This is a genomic window from Clostridium beijerinckii (genome assembly GCF_008705175.1).
GTDB classification, from domain to species: Bacteria; Bacillota; Clostridia; order Clostridiales; family Clostridiaceae; genus Clostridium; species Clostridium beijerinckii.
The window spans coordinates 4,729,922-4,748,304 of sequence record NZ_CP043998.1; the positions used below are offsets into that span (position 1 = coordinate 4,729,922).

An 18,383-nucleotide genomic window follows, 5' to 3' on the forward strand; every position below is an offset into this window, starting at 1 on the left:
TCTTAACATAATTGTCTACCGAAGCAATTATTTTCAAATATTAATATCACACTTATTATTTGATAATTTTACCAATTAATGTCACTTTATTTCTATCTAAATTCATTTCCGACTATGTTTTTATATGCTACATATGTTGCATACAGATATCCACCATAAACAATAAGCATCATTAATGCTGTCATTAAAATCGGTTGTATTTTATTGCTAGACCCCAATACCATCAAGTATTTATTTACTACAGTAATTCCAACATATGAATGAACTATTGAAAGAGCTAGAGGCAATACAAAAAATACAGCAACTTGTTTGAATATACTTTTATTAATCATGCTCTTTGTTGCTCCAATCTTTCTTAAAGATCTATACCTTCCTATAGAGTCATTGCACTGAGATAATTGTTGAAGCGCAAGTACCGCTGCACTTGACAATAGAAATACAATGCCCATATACACCGCTACAAATAATATTATTGCAGATAATCCTCTACTATCATCATATGCCATTTCTCTTGTCCCACCATAGAGACTAAAGTTTAAATTTTTATATTCATTTTCATTGAACTTAAAATTATTAAATATAGTAGTTAATTCTTTTTTCGCATCTTCCTTATTATCACCTACAAAATTTAAATCTAGTACCTCATCATATTTATCTATTCCATTTACTAAATCATCTGGTACTACTAAGGTAAACATAGCATCACTTGAAGGCGATGTGGAAATAGCCCCAGTTTCAATTTTTTTATCTTTTATTTCAAATTCCTTATTATCTATCTGTAGTGAATTCTCATTTTTAATAAAGCTTTCTAGTAATCCCTTTAAGGGCTCATAATTAGAACACACTAATATCTCATTATCTTTTAAATCTATACTAGATTCACCCTTCAATTTTCTTAATTTATTGTATTCTGAAATTTTAATCATATCTGTAGTATCAAACACTTTAAAATTTAACATTTCTTTTTGATCGCTAGATAGTGCATATTTAGCTAATACATCCCTAGCTCTCATATTATTCTTATATTGTCTAATCACAACATAGTCAGCATTATCATCAACATTATAATTTAGCTGATTTAGTGCATCTAAAACTGAAATTCTATTACTATTATTTTTATCAAATACTTGTACTGATGCATCAAACGGAGTTTGGTTTTTTAATGAGCTTTCTGAAGCATTTTTTACACCCAATCCAGTTGACAAAGTTCCTATAGTAACAAATAACATTAAACAAATTATTGTCATAGAAATAAAATTAGTATTAAATTTACTCGAAATTTGTTTTATATTAAAAACATTTAGGCCATTTAGATATAAATTCTTATTTTTTCTAAGTGCAGAAAATGTAACCGATGCGATTCCATAGAAGAAAAATGCTGTTCCAACAATCCCTAATGCTATTGATAATTTAAATCTGCTGTCATCAAAATTCAACCCTGCTAAATTAACAAGATAATAAGCATAACCTAAAACAATAAGTGCAACTATTAATATAAATAGAGCTATATACGGATTTTTAATATTAATTTTTTCATTTTTCCTATCTGCATGCAATAAGTCAATTAATTTATATTTTGAAACTATAATCACATTAAATATCATAACTAATAGGTACATTATCCCAAAATATAATATAGTCTTAAGTATAGCACTTATTGAAATTGAAAAACTATATTTAGTCATTTGCACCGCAAAAAGCTTAGCTGTGAATATAGAAAGAACTTGTGCAAACAACATTCCAAGTAAAAGTCCTGCTGCCAAGGATATTATGCCTATATATAAAGTCTCAAAAAGCAATATCCGTGACATTTTTCTTTTTCCCATTCCTAAAATCATATATACCCCAAATTCTTTTTTTCTTTTACTAATCAAAAATTTTGTGGCATATATTATTAAACCGCCTAATATAACAGAAACGCCAATAGATATAAACGAAATAAGTTGCGCCATCATCTTAACATATTCCGTTTGTCCAGAATTCATATCTGCCATTACTGACTGAGAATCGATTGAATTAAAACTATAGAATATGCATACTGCAAAAGTTAAAGTTAAAAAGTAAATAGTATAATCTTTAAAGCTCTTTTTTACGTTATTAAAAGCAATTCTAGAATACATCTTTTGAATCACCTCCAAGTAGTGTAACAATATCTATTATCTTGTTAAAGAAATCTTTTCTTGAATCTTCGCCTCTTACCAATTCATTAAATATATTTCCATCTTTTATGAATAATATCCTATGTGCATAACTTGCCGTAAACGCATCATGTGTAACCATCAAAATTGTTGCTTCTAATTCTTTATTTAAGGTTTCAATAGAATTTAAAAGTAATTTAGCTGACTTAGAATCCAAAGCCCCTGTAGGTTCGTCTGCCAAAATAAGTTTTGGATTATTAACTATTGCCCTTGCTGATGCTACTCTTTGCTTTTGACCTCCAGACATTTGATAAGGATATTTATCTAATACTTCGAGTATTCCTAAGTTTTTAGCTGAATTCCTTACTAATTCATCGACTTCCTTGCCTTTCTTTCCTGCAATAGTTAATGCTAATGCAATATTTTCATATGCTGTCAATGTATCTAGTAAATTAAAATCCTGAAAAATAAAGCCTAACTTATCTCTTCTGAATCTTTCAAGTTTCTTACTTTTAAGCCTTGTAATATCTTCTCCATCAATCATAATTGATCCGGTAGTCACTTTATCTATTGTAGATATGCAATTCAAAAGCGTAGTCTTCCCACTTCCTGAAGGCCCCATTATACCAACAAATTCACCTTTTTCTACTCTAAAACTTATATTATCAAGTGCCTTTGTGACATTATCTTTATTCCCATAATATTTTTCTACATTTTGAATGTTTAAAATGTTCTCCATAATCTTCCTCCTATTTTTATAGCAACTTTTATAATCGCTATTCAGTCCAAATTTATTTAACCTCATGACTACATTTTAAAGCTTTTGATATTTTTCTCATATTGAAATATCTTTCAGTTAACTTACATTTTCGTAAGATGTAGATAACAATTTGAAATATTAATTGAATTTAATTAAAAACTGCAAATAATGAATATCATTTATAAAACATTTTTATTTCTACTATCAAAAATAGCCTAGGAACCAATCTCCTAGACTTTCTGTCTTATATAATTTAGAAATACATAAAATTCTGATAAACCTATATTAGACTACTCTGGCAATTTACCTACTGAAAAATAATTATGACATTTTGGAATCATTATTTTCTTTCACATGTCTTACTTAAAACTCATAAACCCTCCAATAGGGAATATTATGTTAACTTTAGTTCCTTTGCCAGCTATTGAATCTAAAGTTATCCCGAGTCCTAGCTTTTCACATAGCTTTTTACATAAATACAATCCTATTCCTGTGGACTTTCCATATACTCTTCCATTTTCCCCTGTAAAACCTTTATCAAAGACTCTATTTAAATCATTTTTTGAAATACCTATACCATTATCTTCAATAGTTAATATTATATTCTCTTTACCTTTACTTGTGTAAATTTCCACTTCTCCATTTTTATCTTTACTATATTTTATTGAATTGATAATAATCTGATTTATAATAAACTTTACCCACTTTGGATCCGTAACCACTGCCCCATAAATATTATCAATACTTACTGAAATCTTTTTGCTAATAAAATCACGCCTGTTGTTTCTAATAACCTCCTGAATTATGTTCTTTATTTCAAATTCTTTAACAATATAATCATTCTTAACATCTGTACTTCTCGAGTAATAAAGAGCCTGATTTATATATTCTTCAATTTTCTTAAGTTCATCTTCCAATGGTTTCTTTTCATTAATATTGCTGTTTTCTACAATTAATCGTGCAGATGATATTGGTGTTTTTACCTCATGAACCCAAGTTTCTATGTACTCTCTATACTCCTTTTGAAGATTTTTATAGAAGTTAACATGCTCATGCATATCCCTATTACTATCGCTTAACACTTCATAAATAACTTTTCCTTCATAATAATTTGGACTTTTTATTACTTCAGGTAATAAATACTTTTTATCTAATTTGCCACTAACTCCCACAATATCATCATAGAATTTTTTTTTCGCTATAAACTCAATGATTATATATATTGATAGTGGTAAAAACCAAATAATAAAAACTACAAATAGTATTACAACTGGTGTTTTAGCTATGCTCATTATAGCTGCAAATAAAGAGTATATTATTAGATTAATTATTATGTATGGCAGCTTTGAAATAGAATATTCCTTTATATTCATAGTAATATATAACCAATTCCTCTCTTAGTCTCTATTCCATCTTTAAATCCAATTTCCTGAAGTTTTTTTCTTAATCTAGTAACATTCACCGACAAAGTATTATCGTCAATATAAAGATCCGAATTCCACAAATAATCCATTAGATCTTCTCTGCTAACTATGCACTCTTTATTTTTCATAAGGCAAAGTAATATCCTAAATTCATTCTTAGTAAGATCAATCTTTTCATCTCCAAATATCACGCTTCCATTAGAGACATTTAACTTTAAACCATTGTGTTCAACTATCTCAGAAATTGAATTATTCCCTAGAGTTCTTCTTAATACAGCAGTTATCCTTGCAAGAAGTATTTGCGTATTATAAGGCTTTGTTACAAAATCATCCGCCCCAAGATTCATACTCATAATCTCATCCATCTCGCTATCTCTGCTAGTTACTATTATTATAGGTATATTCTTTTCTTTCCTTATTTCCTTACAGATATAATAGCCATCATAATATGGAAGATTTATATCTAACAGAATTAAATCCGGTTCATCCTTTAGTGCTACTTTTACTATATTTTCAAAATTAGCTGGTGCATAAGCTTCATAACCATATCTTTTTAAAAACTCTACAAGCTCTTTTTTTATATTCTCATTATCTTCTATTATCATGATTTTAGGCATATACATCCTCCTTAAAATTATTGCTTCATCGTTAATTAAATATAATCTGTAAAATACCTTTAATTTATTATCAGATCTTATTTTAGTTATTTCTAATTCTAGCATAAAATTCCTAATAACAAAAATGTATACTAAGCACTAATTTATTTAGTATAGTTTTCATTATTTGCATACAAATAATAGAAGAGAATAATTTAAATGACTAATTTAAATTATTCTCTAAAATTATATCTCTATTCAATTTAAGGTTTTGACTTATCAGAAAAAATACTTGCAAATTTTCTAAAGTTTTAAGTTCATATCTTCACTAGAACTCATAAATCTAGATTTAAAGTTAGACATTTGCAAATCTATTAATTAGGTTATATCTAGTACTCTGTTTTAATTGTTCTAACGCAACACGATATTGTAAAATTTATTATGAAATATGTTGCAGCTATAGCTCCAAACAATAAAAATATCTGAGATGATGAAACAAAACTTCCCATAAGAATCATACCTTTTCCTGTAAATTCTTCTATACCAACAGCCCATAGAAAAGATGTATCTTTTATTACCGTAATTGATTGGGATAGAACTGTTGGAATGCAGCGCCTAAAGCTTTGAGGTAGTATTATATATCTTAATGTTTGGAACTTCGTAAAACCTTGAGAATATGCTGCCTCATATTGACCTCTACTTACAGAATTCATTCCTCCTCTAAATATTTCTGCCATAACCGCCGAAGTAAATAAAGTAAAAGATAAGATTCCTGAATACATCGGTTTTATTGGAACCAAAAACCTAATAGATAATATCCATAGTAAATTAGGCGTATTTCTAAATGTCTCTATATATATTGTTGCAATTCTCCCCATAATTCCCTTAGAGAAATTTCTTGATATGGCAAGAATTATTCCAAAAAACATACTCAATACAATTGATATAATGGCTATAATTAGGGTTAATTTCATTCCTTGTAAAAGAAACATCATATTTGCTTGATTAAATACACTTGACATTATTATAGCCCTCCCTCTGTTGCAACGGATTGTTCTGTTATAGAATCTTCAATATCAACTAATGCTTTCTTTTTCTCTCTAAGTTCAAGCTTTCTTGAAATCATTGCTAATGGATAACACATTATAAAATATAATGCTCCAGTTATAACATACGCTGGTCCATAGTACATATTGGCACTTGACCAAGAGTCAGCTGTATACATTAGATCTCCACCTGCAATCATAGCTAATACTGAAGTATTCTTTATTAGATTTACCAGTTGATTCGCAAGTGGTGGTATTATAATCTTTACAGTTTGAGGTAATATTATATACCTCATAGTTTGAGTATGAGAAAATCCTTGAGATTTTGCAGCCTCAAATTGTCCTTTTGGTATTGATGTTATACCAGTTCTCACAACTTCTGATATATATGCTCCATGGTATACACCTACTCCAAGTATTCCAATTAAAAACACCGGTAATACCACCTTTATATATGGTAATCCATTAAATAGAAAGAATACCTGAATTACAAGAGGTGTATTCTGAATCACCTCTACATATATTCTATTTATTACCTTAAAAATTTTTATTTTGCTTGTAGAAAGTACTCCAAAAATAATTCCAAGCATTAAGGCAAGTATAAGCCCTAGTATTGATACTTCAAGTGTTGTTAAGAATCCCTCAAGAAATATATTAAAATCTTTAAAAAGTGCTTCCCACTTAAATATTGCAAAAGGTCCGTTCATTACTTAATATCCCACTTTGCAATTAATTTATCTATTTCACCTGAACTCTTCATGTCATTTATAACTTCATTTACTTCCTTCGCAAGTTCAGTATTATCTTTTTTAGTTGCAATACCATATTCTTGAGGATCATATCTATCATTTAATATTACTGTTGAATCATCAACATAACCATTCAAAATAGATGCATCAACTGCAAAACAATCTATTCTGCCTGAATCTAATGCTGCCTTAAGTTCAGGATATCCACCAAGCTCAGAAAACTTAAGAGTTATTCCTTCCTTTTCCGCTTCTTTTTGAAGTGCAGTTTTAGTTGTAGCACTTTGAGCAACTCCAATAGTCTTTCCATCTAAATCTTTAAGTGAAGACGCACCAAGGCTTTTCTTAACAAGTAATCCAACTCCATCCTTTATATATGGATCTGAAAAATTATAACTCTTTTTTCTTTCATCCGTTATTGTAAATGTAGCAGCAACCATATCTATTTCTCCATTATCAAGAAGTGGTCCTCTTGTTTTAGCTGTAACCCCTTGAAATTCAACTTTACTTTCATCTCCTAATATTTTTTTCGCTATTGCTTTTGATAAATCAATTTCTAAACCTTCCATTTCACCTGTCTGTGGATTTTTGTAACCATATTTAGGTACATCAACTTTTACCCCAACCTTTAATACGCCTCTATCTTTTATTGCTTGTATTTCTTTTGCTTCCGCAGTATTTCCTCCTGTATTTGTTGGTGTTGATGAGCTACATCCAGCCATCATCATACATACACCTAATCCTAACGCTAAAAATAATTTTCTCAATTTCATATATTTATCCCCCTATTTAAATTTTTTTAAAACTTCGTAGAAGTTTTTCATTAATTATGCGTTATGCACCGTGAATTATGTTTCTTATCTTATAATTTTATTTAAGAACGCTTTGGCCCTATCATTCTTAGGATTTGAAAAAAATTCTTCCGGATGAGCCTCTTCAATAATCTGTCCTCCATCCATGAATACAATTCTATCCGCAACTTGCTTTGCAAAACCCATTTCATGAGTTACGACAACCATTGTTATATTTTCCTTAGATAATCCTATTAGTACATCCAATACCTCTTGTATCATTTCGGGATCTAACGCCGATGTTGGTTCGTCAAATAACATTATTTTAGGATGCATATTAAGTGCTCTTGCTATCGCTACCCTTTGCTGTTGTCCTCCTGATAATTGATTAGGGTAAGCATCGGCCTTTTCCTTTAATCCCACTTTTTCTAAATACTTCAATCCAGATTCCTCTGCTTCTTTTTTACTTACCTTTTGAAGTTTTATTGGTGCTAAAGTAAGATTCTCAAGCACTGTCATATGCGGATATAAGTTAAATTGTTGAAAAACCATTGCAGTAGATTGTCTAACTTTAGCTAAATCTTTTTTCAGACTTAAATCATATTCGTCTATGACTACTTTCCCAGATGTCGGCTCCTCAAGATAATTCATACATCTAATCAAAGTAGATTTTCCCGATCCACTCGGCCCTATTACGACCAATTTTTCACCTTCATTTATATTTAAATTCACATTTTTCAAAACATGAGTATCTCCAAAGTTCTTGACTATATTCTCTAATTTAATCATTTATTCTCCCCCTATTTTGGCACAATATTAACTCAATAGAAATCAATCAACTTTTGCTTTATTAATTTTTTTCGATGATTCTGTTTATCTAATATTTCTATTTCAATAGTGATTTCGACTCTGTAAATTTTGAAATACAAAAAGGAGCCCTGGCATATATACCAAAGCTCCATTGCTTTTTTAAATCTTTATTAAATTATATATTTTTCCATTTCACTAGTCAATGAATTTTAACATACTGTGTTTTCTGTAGTTTTCTGTAGTTTATATATGTGTTAACCTAGAATTTTTATTAATATACCCTCAATAAATTTTTTTGTATTTATTTTTCCTTGACTGTATATTGGATTTTTTAAATGCTTGATTTCCTGTTTAACCTGCTTTATCTCAAAAAGTGATGCTGAATATTCCCTATATATGCTATTATCGCTATCTTCACTTCCCAAACTAGCTATTGAATCCATAGCCTTCATAATAGTTCTTCTTATACGTTGCTCCATAGATCTGCAATTAATAGCTGCTAATGAATCTCCATATAGAACTCGTGCCACATCCATATAAATCTCTTTTAGCTGATAAGGTTTAGATGGATTCATTTTCTTTTTATTAATGATATTCAGTATTACGAGTTTTAATTCTTCTATTCCTGCGGTGCCAATAATGTTAATATCAGAAAATATGCGCAATAGCTTTTCTTCCTGAGAATAAATTTCCGCTTCATTCTCAACTTTTTTATCTTTCTCAATATTGCCCTCAAAAACTACACTTTTAATCATTGATATAGATTTTTCTAATTCAATCTGTTTTTTAGCATTATTAATAATGCTAATTGTTTCAATCATATTAATTGGCTTGTTAATATAGAAAAGTATTCCGCTTTTGTAAGCATTTGAAATCATTTTTCCTTCTTCAACCTGGGATAACATTATGATCTTACCAGTATATCCACTGTTAAATGTCCTTTTCACAATTTCAATTCCATCTACTTCTGGTAGTAGCAAATCAATTAATACGATATCAGGTTTTAATTTCATTATTTGATCTTTGGCATCTTTTCCTGTCGTTAAAATGGATAATACTTTTCCAAAGTTATTTTTTTTAATTGCTTGCTCTAATATTTTACATACTGCCATATCATCATCAATAATAACAAACGTTGTTTCCATAAATAGCCCCCTTATTATGAAAATAATTTATATACTAGATAACGGTATTTTCACTAAAAACTTAGTGCCCCTATCAATATCACTTTCAACTTCTATACTTCCTCCCAAATTCTCTAAAAGATTTTTTACATGACATAACCCAATCCCCGTAGACATCGCCCCTGTCTCCTCATTGAATTTTGTTGAAAATCCTATATTAAATATATACGGAAGTACATCTTTATCAATACCTGTCCCATTATCTGAAACATCAAGTAGTAATTCTTTTTGCGAAATTTCCCCAATCACATTTATCATATTATCGCCACTGCATGCCTCAATTGCGTTAATAATTAAATTATTTAGAATAGCAAATATATCATAATATCTTTTTATCGAATAATCTTCTTCTAGCTTAAATTTTATAAATATATTAGAATTTACATTATCTATTTGTCTTTTTGTATTATCAGATATTATGCAGAAAATCTCTGACATAGACATGTACTCCGCCTTCTCAACATTTTGTACTAATTGATTGATTCCTCTAAGAACCCGGTCATTATTTTTACGGATTTCATGAGCATTTTGTGCAAGTGATAACGCCTTAACTGAAAATTCTTCTTTATCCTTATTCATTTCATACAAATTGTAAGCTTCCCTCATTATAGTATTTAAATCATTTGTTGATTTTTGTAAATAAAAAGCCTCCGCATATATTTTTGACACCATTAAATTTAATTCAGCATAACGTTTTTGATGCTCTAGTGTCTTAATATATAATTTTTGATATTTATATATTAAAAAAGCTGAACATTGTATAAATGCTCTAACAAGTGCTGTTACTATAATAACTTTTATAGTTGATATAGAAAACATATTTCTAACAAGTATTTCTGCTGTGTTGCATATTATATCAAAGCTTATTAATGACAAGTATAAATGTATTATAGACTTATTTCTCCTAGTTAGTGGAAATATAGTTCCTAAAATACCATAAATAATATAAAAAATAGCTGCCGGCATAAACTGCATTATAATATCATTTGAATAGTTAGAAGATGACATTAATAATCCAATGCTACGAATAGAGGCAGTTATAGTTCCTGTGATTATTCCAATTAAAACAGGATATATATTTTCCGATGTAGAAAATATAAGCCCAATTACAATGACTCCAACTCCCAAAACAAACCTGCTATTAAATGGATAAATATATATTTGCGCAAAAATACTTATCAGAACAGAAAATAATACACTATTCTTTAAACAAATCTTAGTTCTCTCTGTCATTTTAATTTTATACATCATTATATTTGTTCCTTCACCATATAAGAAAATCCATTATTGTTCTATAATTTATTTATAGAAAATAATACGCTTAGATTATCATCAAGTCAATTCAAGTTTTTACGAATTAAAATATTAATCTTAAAATTGCTATTGAAATAACTCCTGTTAATACTGTTAATAATAAATTATTTTTCTTAAGAGCAATCAGTATTGTTGGTATTGTAGCAAGCAATTCTGGAGATTTTCCTTGAAGTAAAAATTTATTATCGGTAATAAAAAGTTCTGCCACTATTAATGAAGCTAGTATAGATATAGGTATATATGTTAAAAACTCTTCCACTTTCTTATTTAATTTTATCTTTGATAATATAGTTATTGGTAAAACTCTCGGCAACATAGTTACAATACAACCACCTATGATAACACTCCATACATAAGAATTCATTCTTTAATCACCACCCCAATTAAAGAACCAGCAATTGCTGATATAATAATGCCAATACTAGTAGATACATATATTGCACTTACTATTAACACTATGGAAGATACAATAATAATTATTAAAGCTTTTCTTATCTTTACATTTCCTTTTACAGATGAAATTAGCAGTCCTATAAACATGGCTGTTAATGCAAAGTCTAACCCTAAAGCCTTATAATCTGGAATAAAACCGCCAATAAGAACGCCAATTCCTGTTGCAAGAATCCAATTTATATATGCAGTAATGTTTAAACCCGTAATCCATAAATTATTAATTTTCTTATTCCTCAACCCCTCTGCTGATGCAACTACAAAAGTTTCATCTGTTAAAAGCATCCCTATAAAAAAGTTTTTTAAGACCGAATTTTCTTTGAAATATGGAGCTACTGACGCACTCATAAACAAATGTCTAAAGTTAACAAAGAAAATAGTAAATATTATACTAGGTATTGGTGAGGATGATAAAATCATACTCGAAGCTATAAATTGCGATGATCCTCCATATATAAAAGCACTCATCCCCATTGCTTCCCAAACTGTCAAACCACAAGATTTACTCAAAATTCCACATGCAAGCCCTAAACTTATGTACCCAAATATAGTTGGAATACAGTCTTTCACTCCCTGAATAAAATAATACGAGTTGTTTTTATTCTTTATTTCTAAAGAATCATTTGGTATTTTCCCCAATTCCATAAAATGCCCCCTTGATACTTTTTGTATAAAACCGTAATATATATTATATACATTGTACGTTATACTTTATATTATGCTATATCTTACATTTGTACTTTATATTTGTCAAGGAGTGAAAATATGAATTTAAATAATATTATTGCTGGGAATTTGAAAAGATTAAGAAATGAAAGACAATTAAGCTTAAGCAAACTTTCTGATATTTGTGGTGTCAGTAAAGTAATGCTAGGGCAAATCGAACGTGGTGAATCTAATCCAACTATTAATACAATATGGAAGATTGCTGGTGGACTTAGGGTTCCATATACATCCCTTATTGATGAGCCAATAAAAAATGATATTTTAATAAAAAAAGAAGATTCTAAGCACCAAGAATCTCCTGATAATAAATATAGAGTTTATTGCTATTTTGCAAGCAATTCAAATAGGAATTTTGAACTTTTTACTGTAGAACTAGATGGCAATAGCACATATGAATCCAATTCCCATGGCGAAAAGACTCAAGAATATATAATAGTTTATGATGGTGAGTTATCTTTAAATGTGGATAATATAACTTATATCCTAACTCCTGGTGATTCCATAGTGTTTGATTCATCCAAGCCACATTCATATATAAATCTGTACAACACTACTATACGAATGACTATAATTAATAACTATTTAATATAGTTATTAATTATAAAAATACCTAATACTACTTATTTAATAAATGTCAGTAACCTGTCAAATATAAGTTTTCTTACCCCCTGTGGATGCTTAGCCTTTATCATAGCATACCCTATTGATATAATAGATGCTTCAGATGAAAATGCTATAAATTTTGAATCCCAAGCCGATGGATTATATTTCTTCTTATAATCATATAATGCCTTAAATCCATAAAAGGAATTCATATATTTATACATAAATTTAAAAATCTTATGTATAATTATCCCCTCCACACAACTATTCCCCTGAATATCTGCAAGAGGCGCTAATCCTAAACTAACTTCTTTAACCTCATCTTCTTTTAAAATTTTGCACATATCTATAGTTAACTTCTCCATAATCCCAAGTGGAGCATCCTTACTCCTTCTTGTTATATCAACAAAATACCCTCTATTTGACTCATATGGAAAACACACTACAAAACCTAATATGTCCCCTTCTTGATTAGACGCTATAAAATACCTTCTATCAAATGGTTCATCAAACGATACAGTTCCTAACATAAATGAAAGTTCCCCACTTTTTTTCATAGCTAGCCATTCATTAGAAATATCCATTATTTGTTCCTCAATTTGATGATTTCGTTCAATAAGCGGCTTATATTCCGTTGTTTTAACGCCTAGTTTGTCCATTTTATTATTTGCCCATCTAATTTTTGAAGTTTTAGAACCACTTATCGTATATGTATCCAAGTAGATAATAGCTTCTTTCCCATATTCTTGCACAATAAAACCAGCATTCTTCAGAGCCTTTATGCACTTTTTAGAAACTTGACAAAAACAAATTGACAGTGAATTATCTGAACAAAAATTCTTGAATTCTGATAAAATATTCTCAATTTCTTTATCACTACATATCGGTTCCCCTGCTACAATTGCTATATTATTAACTACAGTATATCCGATAACACCTTCACAGAATCTAGGAAAAAAATATTGCTTATCATCTTCCAAAATTATTGCCGATACGGGATTTGTTGAAAATTTCCTTAATAAGTCTTGAACCTTTAATTTATCCTCATATGTATGCTCTATTCTCAGGTTCTTTGGCTTTAATGTTAACTTTATAATTATCAGAAATAAACATAAATTTATAAGCATATTTATATCATTAAATCTACTTATAAAAATCACATTTAATATAATATTGACAGCAAACAAAAAACAGGCTAGGCCAATCCCTATTTTCAATCTTATAAAGTGAGATTTTGCTTTAAACCATTTGCGCTGGATTATTAAAGATAATAATATATAGCTTAGTAAAAATATGTCGAATTCAAAGTATGTATCTCCCATAAGATTTGCTACTACCAGCAGCGATAAAATTATTATATTAACTATCAATGCCCATCTAAACCGTTGAAGCAATCCCTTTATAAGAAACCCAAACGAAATTATCAATAAAACTAAATTAATTATATATATATAACTAATTTTTGATGATCTGCCATGATCATTAATATAGCCTAGTAAATCACATATTTCACTAATGGTCAAAATAATCATTAATGAAATAACAGAAAGAATATGGTATTTTTTATATTTCATGTTTCCTCCAAGTATCTTTTTATAAAATATATTATCTGCATTAATTATTTTTCAAAATAATATGAATGCTAGCATATGGACATGTTGTATTATATAGTTTATATTATATTGTATAATACTATATAATGACAATATAAATTATAATTCTATTTTTATACCAATTATATACGCTTTTTATTTAATTAAATTAACAAAGTAAATATAAAGGAGTTTGCAATGTTTTTGTATTGTTTAAATCTTTCGTTATCCCTTGACACTTTTCTCACGAATTTCGTAACAAATTATAATGATTACACTTACCTATTTCTATTTACCATTGTATTTTGTGAAACTGGTCTTTTTATGGCGCCATTTCTCCCTGAGGAATCATTATTATTCGTTGCTGGAACATTAGCTTCAAAAGGACTATTAGATATTTTAAAAATAACGTTATTATTAACTATTGCGAACATAATCGGTGAATGTGTAAATTATTACATTGGAAAAAAGTTCGGCATTAAAATTTTCAAAAGTAATAATTCTATAATTTTTAATAAGAAACATATAACTAGAGCACAAAATTTTTATAACACTCATGGTGGAAAAACAATAATTATCGCTAAATTTATTCCGATAATACGTACCTTTATTCCATTTCTTGCCGGAACAGCAAATGTTAAGTTTATAAGCTTTATATCATATAACATGCTTGGAGGCATACCTTGGGTAGTTTTATTTATAATTGGTGGCTATCTTTTTGGAAATATACCTTTCGTTTCAAATAATTTCGAACTTGTTATATTGCTTATAATTTTTATTTCTGTATCCCCTAGCTTAATTGCTGCACTTTTAAAGAATATTAAAAGAAAATAGCTATAAACATAAAAGCTTATAGCCACTTTCTTCCAGTATCCTTATTAAAATTCTTTATAATACATAGCTTTATAAATAATAAAAGAGCGGCCTACAATCTAATATTCTTAATTAGATTTCCACTTACCAAATAGCATTTGCCAGATACAAAATTATTGGTATAGTAATCAATGATAGTAATGTGCTTAAGCCAACCAATTTAGCTCCATACTCATAATCTCCTCCATACATCTGAGAAAACATTGGTACTGTTAGACCTACTGGCGTAGCCATAGCTATTAATACAACTTTTTTTATTTCTATTAAATATGGTGGTAAAAATTTAAATAATATCATTATTATAACTGGAATAACGATAAGTTTTATAAACGCTACAAAGTAAGCATGCTTATCATTAAATAATGTAATTAGTTTTGACTTAGCAATATACGTACCAAGTAAAATCATAGCAATAGGCGTATTGGTTTGTCCAACTAAGTTAAACGCATCATAAAAAAGCTTTGGCATCTTTACGGGTGAAATAAAAACAAGCAATCCAAATGCCACAGCTATTATTCCAGGATTAAATAAAACACTTTTTAAGGTAATTAAACTTTTATTATTTGATACTGTATATATTCCATAAGTGTAACTCAGTATATTAAAACAAACTAGGTATGCTGATAAAAAAAACACCTTTTCTATCCCCATTATGCTAGTAACTAGTGGGATTCCAATAAATCCCGCATTTGCAAATCCGATTGCAAATTTATCTATTCTCTGATCTTTCTTAAAGACAATTTTACCCACAAAAAAGCCTATTAACATTGCACATAACGAAATAAAAAAAGAAATTCCTAGCTCCTTTAACTTATCTATAGAAAATTCCATTTGATAGCGTGTTAACATAATCATTGGATTGATAACCCAAACTAAAAGATTAGATATTTGTTTAGCTCCATCTTCATTAATTAATTTTTTGCGGTAGACTATAAAGCCAATTGCCATTAATATGTACATGATACTTACTTGTCCAACTATTGTAAAAATAATCTCCATAATACTTTATCCTTCCGTTCTAAAAATGACTTTAAATATATGAGTGCTTTACATGATAATTCATTATAAACTAACTCTTTCCTTCTGATAAATCATTATATCAATTACCTATTTTAATATACAAGTCTAAAAGCAATAAATTTAAATATTAGCAAGCTAGCCATATATATTACTAGCTTATTAACATTTAAATTTGCTTTAATTCTATATTAAGCTATAAGTTACTTCATTAAATAAGTAACTCACATTCAAAAAATAACAAGTCCATTTACCAACCTATTTTCCATCATCATTCGTCGGTAATTTGACCTAATATGCACGCTATAAGGTCAATTTCTCTCCGTATCTAATGAAAAATATTCATGACAACATTGGACTTGATATTTATTTTCATGTATCTAAACTAAATTTATAAGTTTAACATTATTGTCTCAAACATGTCGCTTAGTGCTACCTGACTATCTGCAAGACCTGCTTCAAACACTACTTTAGGCATGCCATAAACTATACAGGATTCTTCTGCCTCAACTATAACATATCCATTATTATTTTTTACATTCTGGCAGCCTGCTAACCCGTCATTACCCATTCCCGTTAAAATTACAGAGACTAGCTTATCTTTAAAAATAGGCGCTGCCGAATTTAAAGTAACATTAATTGATGGCTTGTATAGGCTGTCTACATTTTTCATATCCTCAACTTTAAAAACTATGCTATTATCCTGGCTTTTTTCTAATAGTGTTTGAAATCCCGCTGGTGCTATATATATTTTTCCTCGCTCAAGTATATCTCCATTCTCTACTTCTTTAACATGTAGATTACATATGGTATCAAATCTTTCAGCTAGCGGTCCAGTAAATCCTGGAGGCATATGCTGGATTACAATAACTGGCCTGCATAAATCCTTTGGAAATCTTGGCAATATTGATTGAAGTGCGGATGGTCCTCCTGTTGAGCACCCAATAATAAGCAGCTCCCTCTTCATGAGTTTTTCACCACAATTAATCTGCTGTTTATCATATTTAATATTTTCTAAATCTGCATTACTATCTTCTTTATTCTTTTGTACCTTACTACTGTCTGCAATTACTTTTAGTTTACTAAGAAAATCATTTATTGTTTCCTCTTTTATGTTCTCCCCTACTAATGAACCTTTTAAGAAAATATCGATTGCTCCAAGCTCTAAAGCCTTTAGTGCTGTCCTAGTACCATCTTCCGTATGATTACTCAGCATCACAACTGGTACAGGGCAAGTTTTCATAATTTCTTTTAGGGCACTTATTCCATCCATTTCTGGCATTTCTACATCCAATGTTACTATATCAGGTTTTAATCTTTGTATCTTTTCTATTGCGTCCAATCCATTTCTCGCGATTCCTATTATAAAAAATTGAGGATCTTTTTCTATAATAAGGCTTATACATCTCCTCATAAAGGAAGAATCATCTACAACTAAAACACCATATTGTTTCATCATGCTTTCTCTCCCTTCTTATAATAAAAGATCGATGGAGTATAAACAGTATCAAAGCCTGGATTGACATTAGTAACTGTTTCTGCATGGCCTAAAAATAAATATCCTGTTTCATTAAGAATATTGTAAAACGAAAGAGCAGCTTTTTTAGTAAATTCTGTATCAAAATATATCAAAACATTCCTGCAGAGTATTATATCAACTCTTCCAACTTCTTGTTCGATATTTTTATCAAACATATTTAAATTCTTAAACTTTACAAGTTTTCTTATTTCATCCTTAACCTTGTAGTCATCTTCAATTTTATCAAAATATTTATCTAACATTCCATAAGGCATCTTCCTAAAGGACAAAGATTTGCTACTGTATACTCCCTTCTCAGCTTTATCTAATACTTTTTTATTAATATCTGAGGCTATTATTTCAACAGAACTTTTTTCAAAAAGCATTGTTTCTTTTATTAACATTGCTAATGTATATGGTTCTTCCCCACTTGAACATGCCGCACACCAGATTCTAAAAGTTTTTTCCTTTGAATAGTCTTCAAATTTGGGTAAAATATTAGTTTGCAATTCTCTTAATAGATTTTCTTCTCTAAAGAAATAAGTTTCATTTACTGTTATTAGTTCAATTAATGTATCTCTTTCTTTTTCTTCTATTTTAACGTATCCGCAATATTCCCAAATATTCAGTCCAAGTTCTTTAATTCTATAGGTTATCTTACTTTCAAGTGAAGGAAGATTTTTGGAGTAGTCAATGCCACAGAATTCATATATATAACTCGCCAATTGTTCTAATGCCATAATACTCATAATTTAAAATTTCCTCCTTATATTTAAAACCACAATTTATTCTCA

Annotated in this window: 18 protein-coding genes; 2 read left to right on the top strand and 16 right to left on the bottom strand. The window is 29.0% G+C overall.

Annotated elements, in window-relative coordinates; all coding sequences use genetic code 11:
* Positions 1-92 precede the first annotated feature (92 nt).
* From F3K33_RS21310 to F3K33_RS21365, 12 genes are all read right to left on the bottom strand, one after another.
* Positions 93-2,120 carry an FtsX-like permease family protein gene (locus F3K33_RS21310; RefSeq protein ID WP_039768344.1) on the bottom strand — a complete coding sequence of 676 codons (2,028 nt, stop codon included), beginning with the start codon at positions 2,118-2,120 and terminating at the stop codon, positions 93-95.
* Positions 2,110-2,877, bottom strand: a complete 768-nt coding sequence (locus F3K33_RS21315; protein ID WP_017211416.1) for an ABC transporter ATP-binding protein — start codon at positions 2,875-2,877, stop codon at positions 2,110-2,112. The genes F3K33_RS21310 and F3K33_RS21315 overlap by 11 nt, the downstream gene beginning before the upstream one ends.
* Positions 2,878-3,257: 380 nt before the next feature.
* Positions 3,258-4,271, bottom strand: a complete 1,014-nt coding sequence (locus tag F3K33_RS21320; protein WP_023973147.1) for a sensor histidine kinase — start codon at positions 4,269-4,271, stop codon at positions 3,258-3,260.
* Entirely contained in the window at positions 4,268-4,939 is a 672-nt protein-coding gene (locus F3K33_RS21325) for a response regulator transcription factor (RefSeq protein ID WP_012060326.1), read from the bottom strand. The genes F3K33_RS21320 and F3K33_RS21325 overlap by 4 nt, the downstream gene beginning before the upstream one ends.
* 368 nt (positions 4,940-5,307) lie before the next feature.
* Positions 5,308-5,940: an amino acid ABC transporter permease gene (locus tag F3K33_RS21330; RefSeq protein ID WP_012060327.1), complete on the bottom strand. Its 633-nt coding sequence runs from the start codon at positions 5,938-5,940 to the stop codon at positions 5,308-5,310.
* Positions 5,941-5,942: 2 nt separating this feature from the next.
* Positions 5,943-6,671 (bottom strand): amino acid ABC transporter permease, encoded by a 729-nt coding sequence (locus tag F3K33_RS21335; RefSeq protein ID WP_012060328.1) that lies wholly within the window; start codon positions 6,669-6,671, stop codon positions 5,943-5,945.
* Positions 6,671-7,483, bottom strand: a complete 813-nt coding sequence (locus tag F3K33_RS21340) for a transporter substrate-binding domain-containing protein (RefSeq protein ID WP_039768354.1) — start codon at positions 7,481-7,483, stop codon at positions 6,671-6,673. Before F3K33_RS21340 ends, F3K33_RS21335 begins: the two co-directional genes overlap by 1 nt.
* A gap of 84 nt (positions 7,484-7,567) precedes the next feature.
* Positions 7,568-8,290 carry an amino acid ABC transporter ATP-binding protein gene (locus F3K33_RS21345; protein ID WP_012060330.1) on the bottom strand — a complete coding sequence of 241 codons (723 nt, stop codon included), beginning with the start codon at positions 8,288-8,290 and terminating at the stop codon, positions 7,568-7,570.
* 275 nt (positions 8,291-8,565) lie between these two features.
* On the bottom strand, positions 8,566-9,456 hold the full coding sequence (locus F3K33_RS21350; RefSeq protein ID WP_023973149.1) for a response regulator: 891 nt from the start codon (positions 9,454-9,456) through the stop codon (positions 8,566-8,568).
* A 27-nt stretch (positions 9,457-9,483) separates the two neighbouring features.
* The gene (locus F3K33_RS21355) at positions 9,484-10,746 is read right to left on the bottom strand and encodes a sensor histidine kinase (RefSeq protein WP_023973150.1); all 1,263 of its coding nucleotides are present in this window, start codon (positions 10,744-10,746) and stop codon (positions 9,484-9,486) included.
* 106 nt (positions 10,747-10,852) lie between these two features.
* On the bottom strand, positions 10,853-11,173 hold the full coding sequence (locus tag F3K33_RS21360; RefSeq protein WP_012060333.1) for a branched-chain amino acid transport AzlD family protein: 321 nt from the start codon (positions 11,171-11,173) through the stop codon (positions 10,853-10,855).
* Positions 11,170-11,904 carry an AzlC family ABC transporter permease gene (locus F3K33_RS21365; protein WP_023973151.1) on the bottom strand — a complete coding sequence of 245 codons (735 nt, stop codon included), beginning with the start codon at positions 11,902-11,904 and terminating at the stop codon, positions 11,170-11,172. The genes F3K33_RS21360 and F3K33_RS21365 overlap by 4 nt, the downstream gene beginning before the upstream one ends.
* Positions 11,905-12,024: 120 nt before the next feature.
* Between F3K33_RS21365 and F3K33_RS21370 the strand changes: the two genes are divergently transcribed.
* Complete coding sequence (locus F3K33_RS21370) at positions 12,025-12,576, top strand: helix-turn-helix domain-containing protein (protein ID WP_039768356.1); 552 nt, start codon at positions 12,025-12,027, stop codon at positions 12,574-12,576.
* Between the two features lie 29 nt (positions 12,577-12,605).
* Here F3K33_RS21370 and F3K33_RS21375 read toward each other — a convergent pair whose 3' ends face one another.
* A complete protein-coding gene (locus F3K33_RS21375; RefSeq protein WP_023973153.1) occupies positions 12,606-14,162 on the bottom strand; it encodes an MprF family protein in 1,557 nt (518 codons plus the stop codon).
* Between the two features lie 216 nt (positions 14,163-14,378).
* Between F3K33_RS21375 and F3K33_RS21380 the strand changes: the two genes are divergently transcribed.
* Complete coding sequence (locus tag F3K33_RS21380; protein ID WP_023973154.1) at positions 14,379-15,014, top strand: VTT domain-containing protein; 636 nt, start codon at positions 14,379-14,381, stop codon at positions 15,012-15,014.
* A gap of 123 nt (positions 15,015-15,137) precedes the next feature.
* Here the strand turns inward: F3K33_RS21380 and F3K33_RS21385 are convergent, their stop codons facing one another.
* The 3 genes from F3K33_RS21385 to F3K33_RS21395 all read right to left on the bottom strand — a co-directional run bounded on the left by F3K33_RS21385 (position 15,138) and on the right by F3K33_RS21395 (position 18,338).
* Positions 15,138-16,052: an AEC family transporter gene (locus F3K33_RS21385; protein WP_039768359.1), complete on the bottom strand. Its 915-nt coding sequence runs from the start codon at positions 16,050-16,052 to the stop codon at positions 15,138-15,140.
* Positions 16,053-16,461: 409 nt separating this feature from the next.
* Complete coding sequence (locus F3K33_RS21390; RefSeq protein WP_236892070.1) at positions 16,462-17,529, bottom strand: protein-glutamate methylesterase/protein-glutamine glutaminase; 1,068 nt, start codon at positions 17,527-17,529, stop codon at positions 16,462-16,464.
* The gene (locus F3K33_RS21395; protein WP_023973156.1) at positions 17,526-18,338 is read right to left on the bottom strand and encodes a CheR family methyltransferase; all 813 of its coding nucleotides are present in this window, start codon (positions 18,336-18,338) and stop codon (positions 17,526-17,528) included. Before F3K33_RS21395 ends, F3K33_RS21390 begins: the two co-directional genes overlap by 4 nt.
* Positions 18,339-18,383 lie beyond the last annotated feature (45 nt).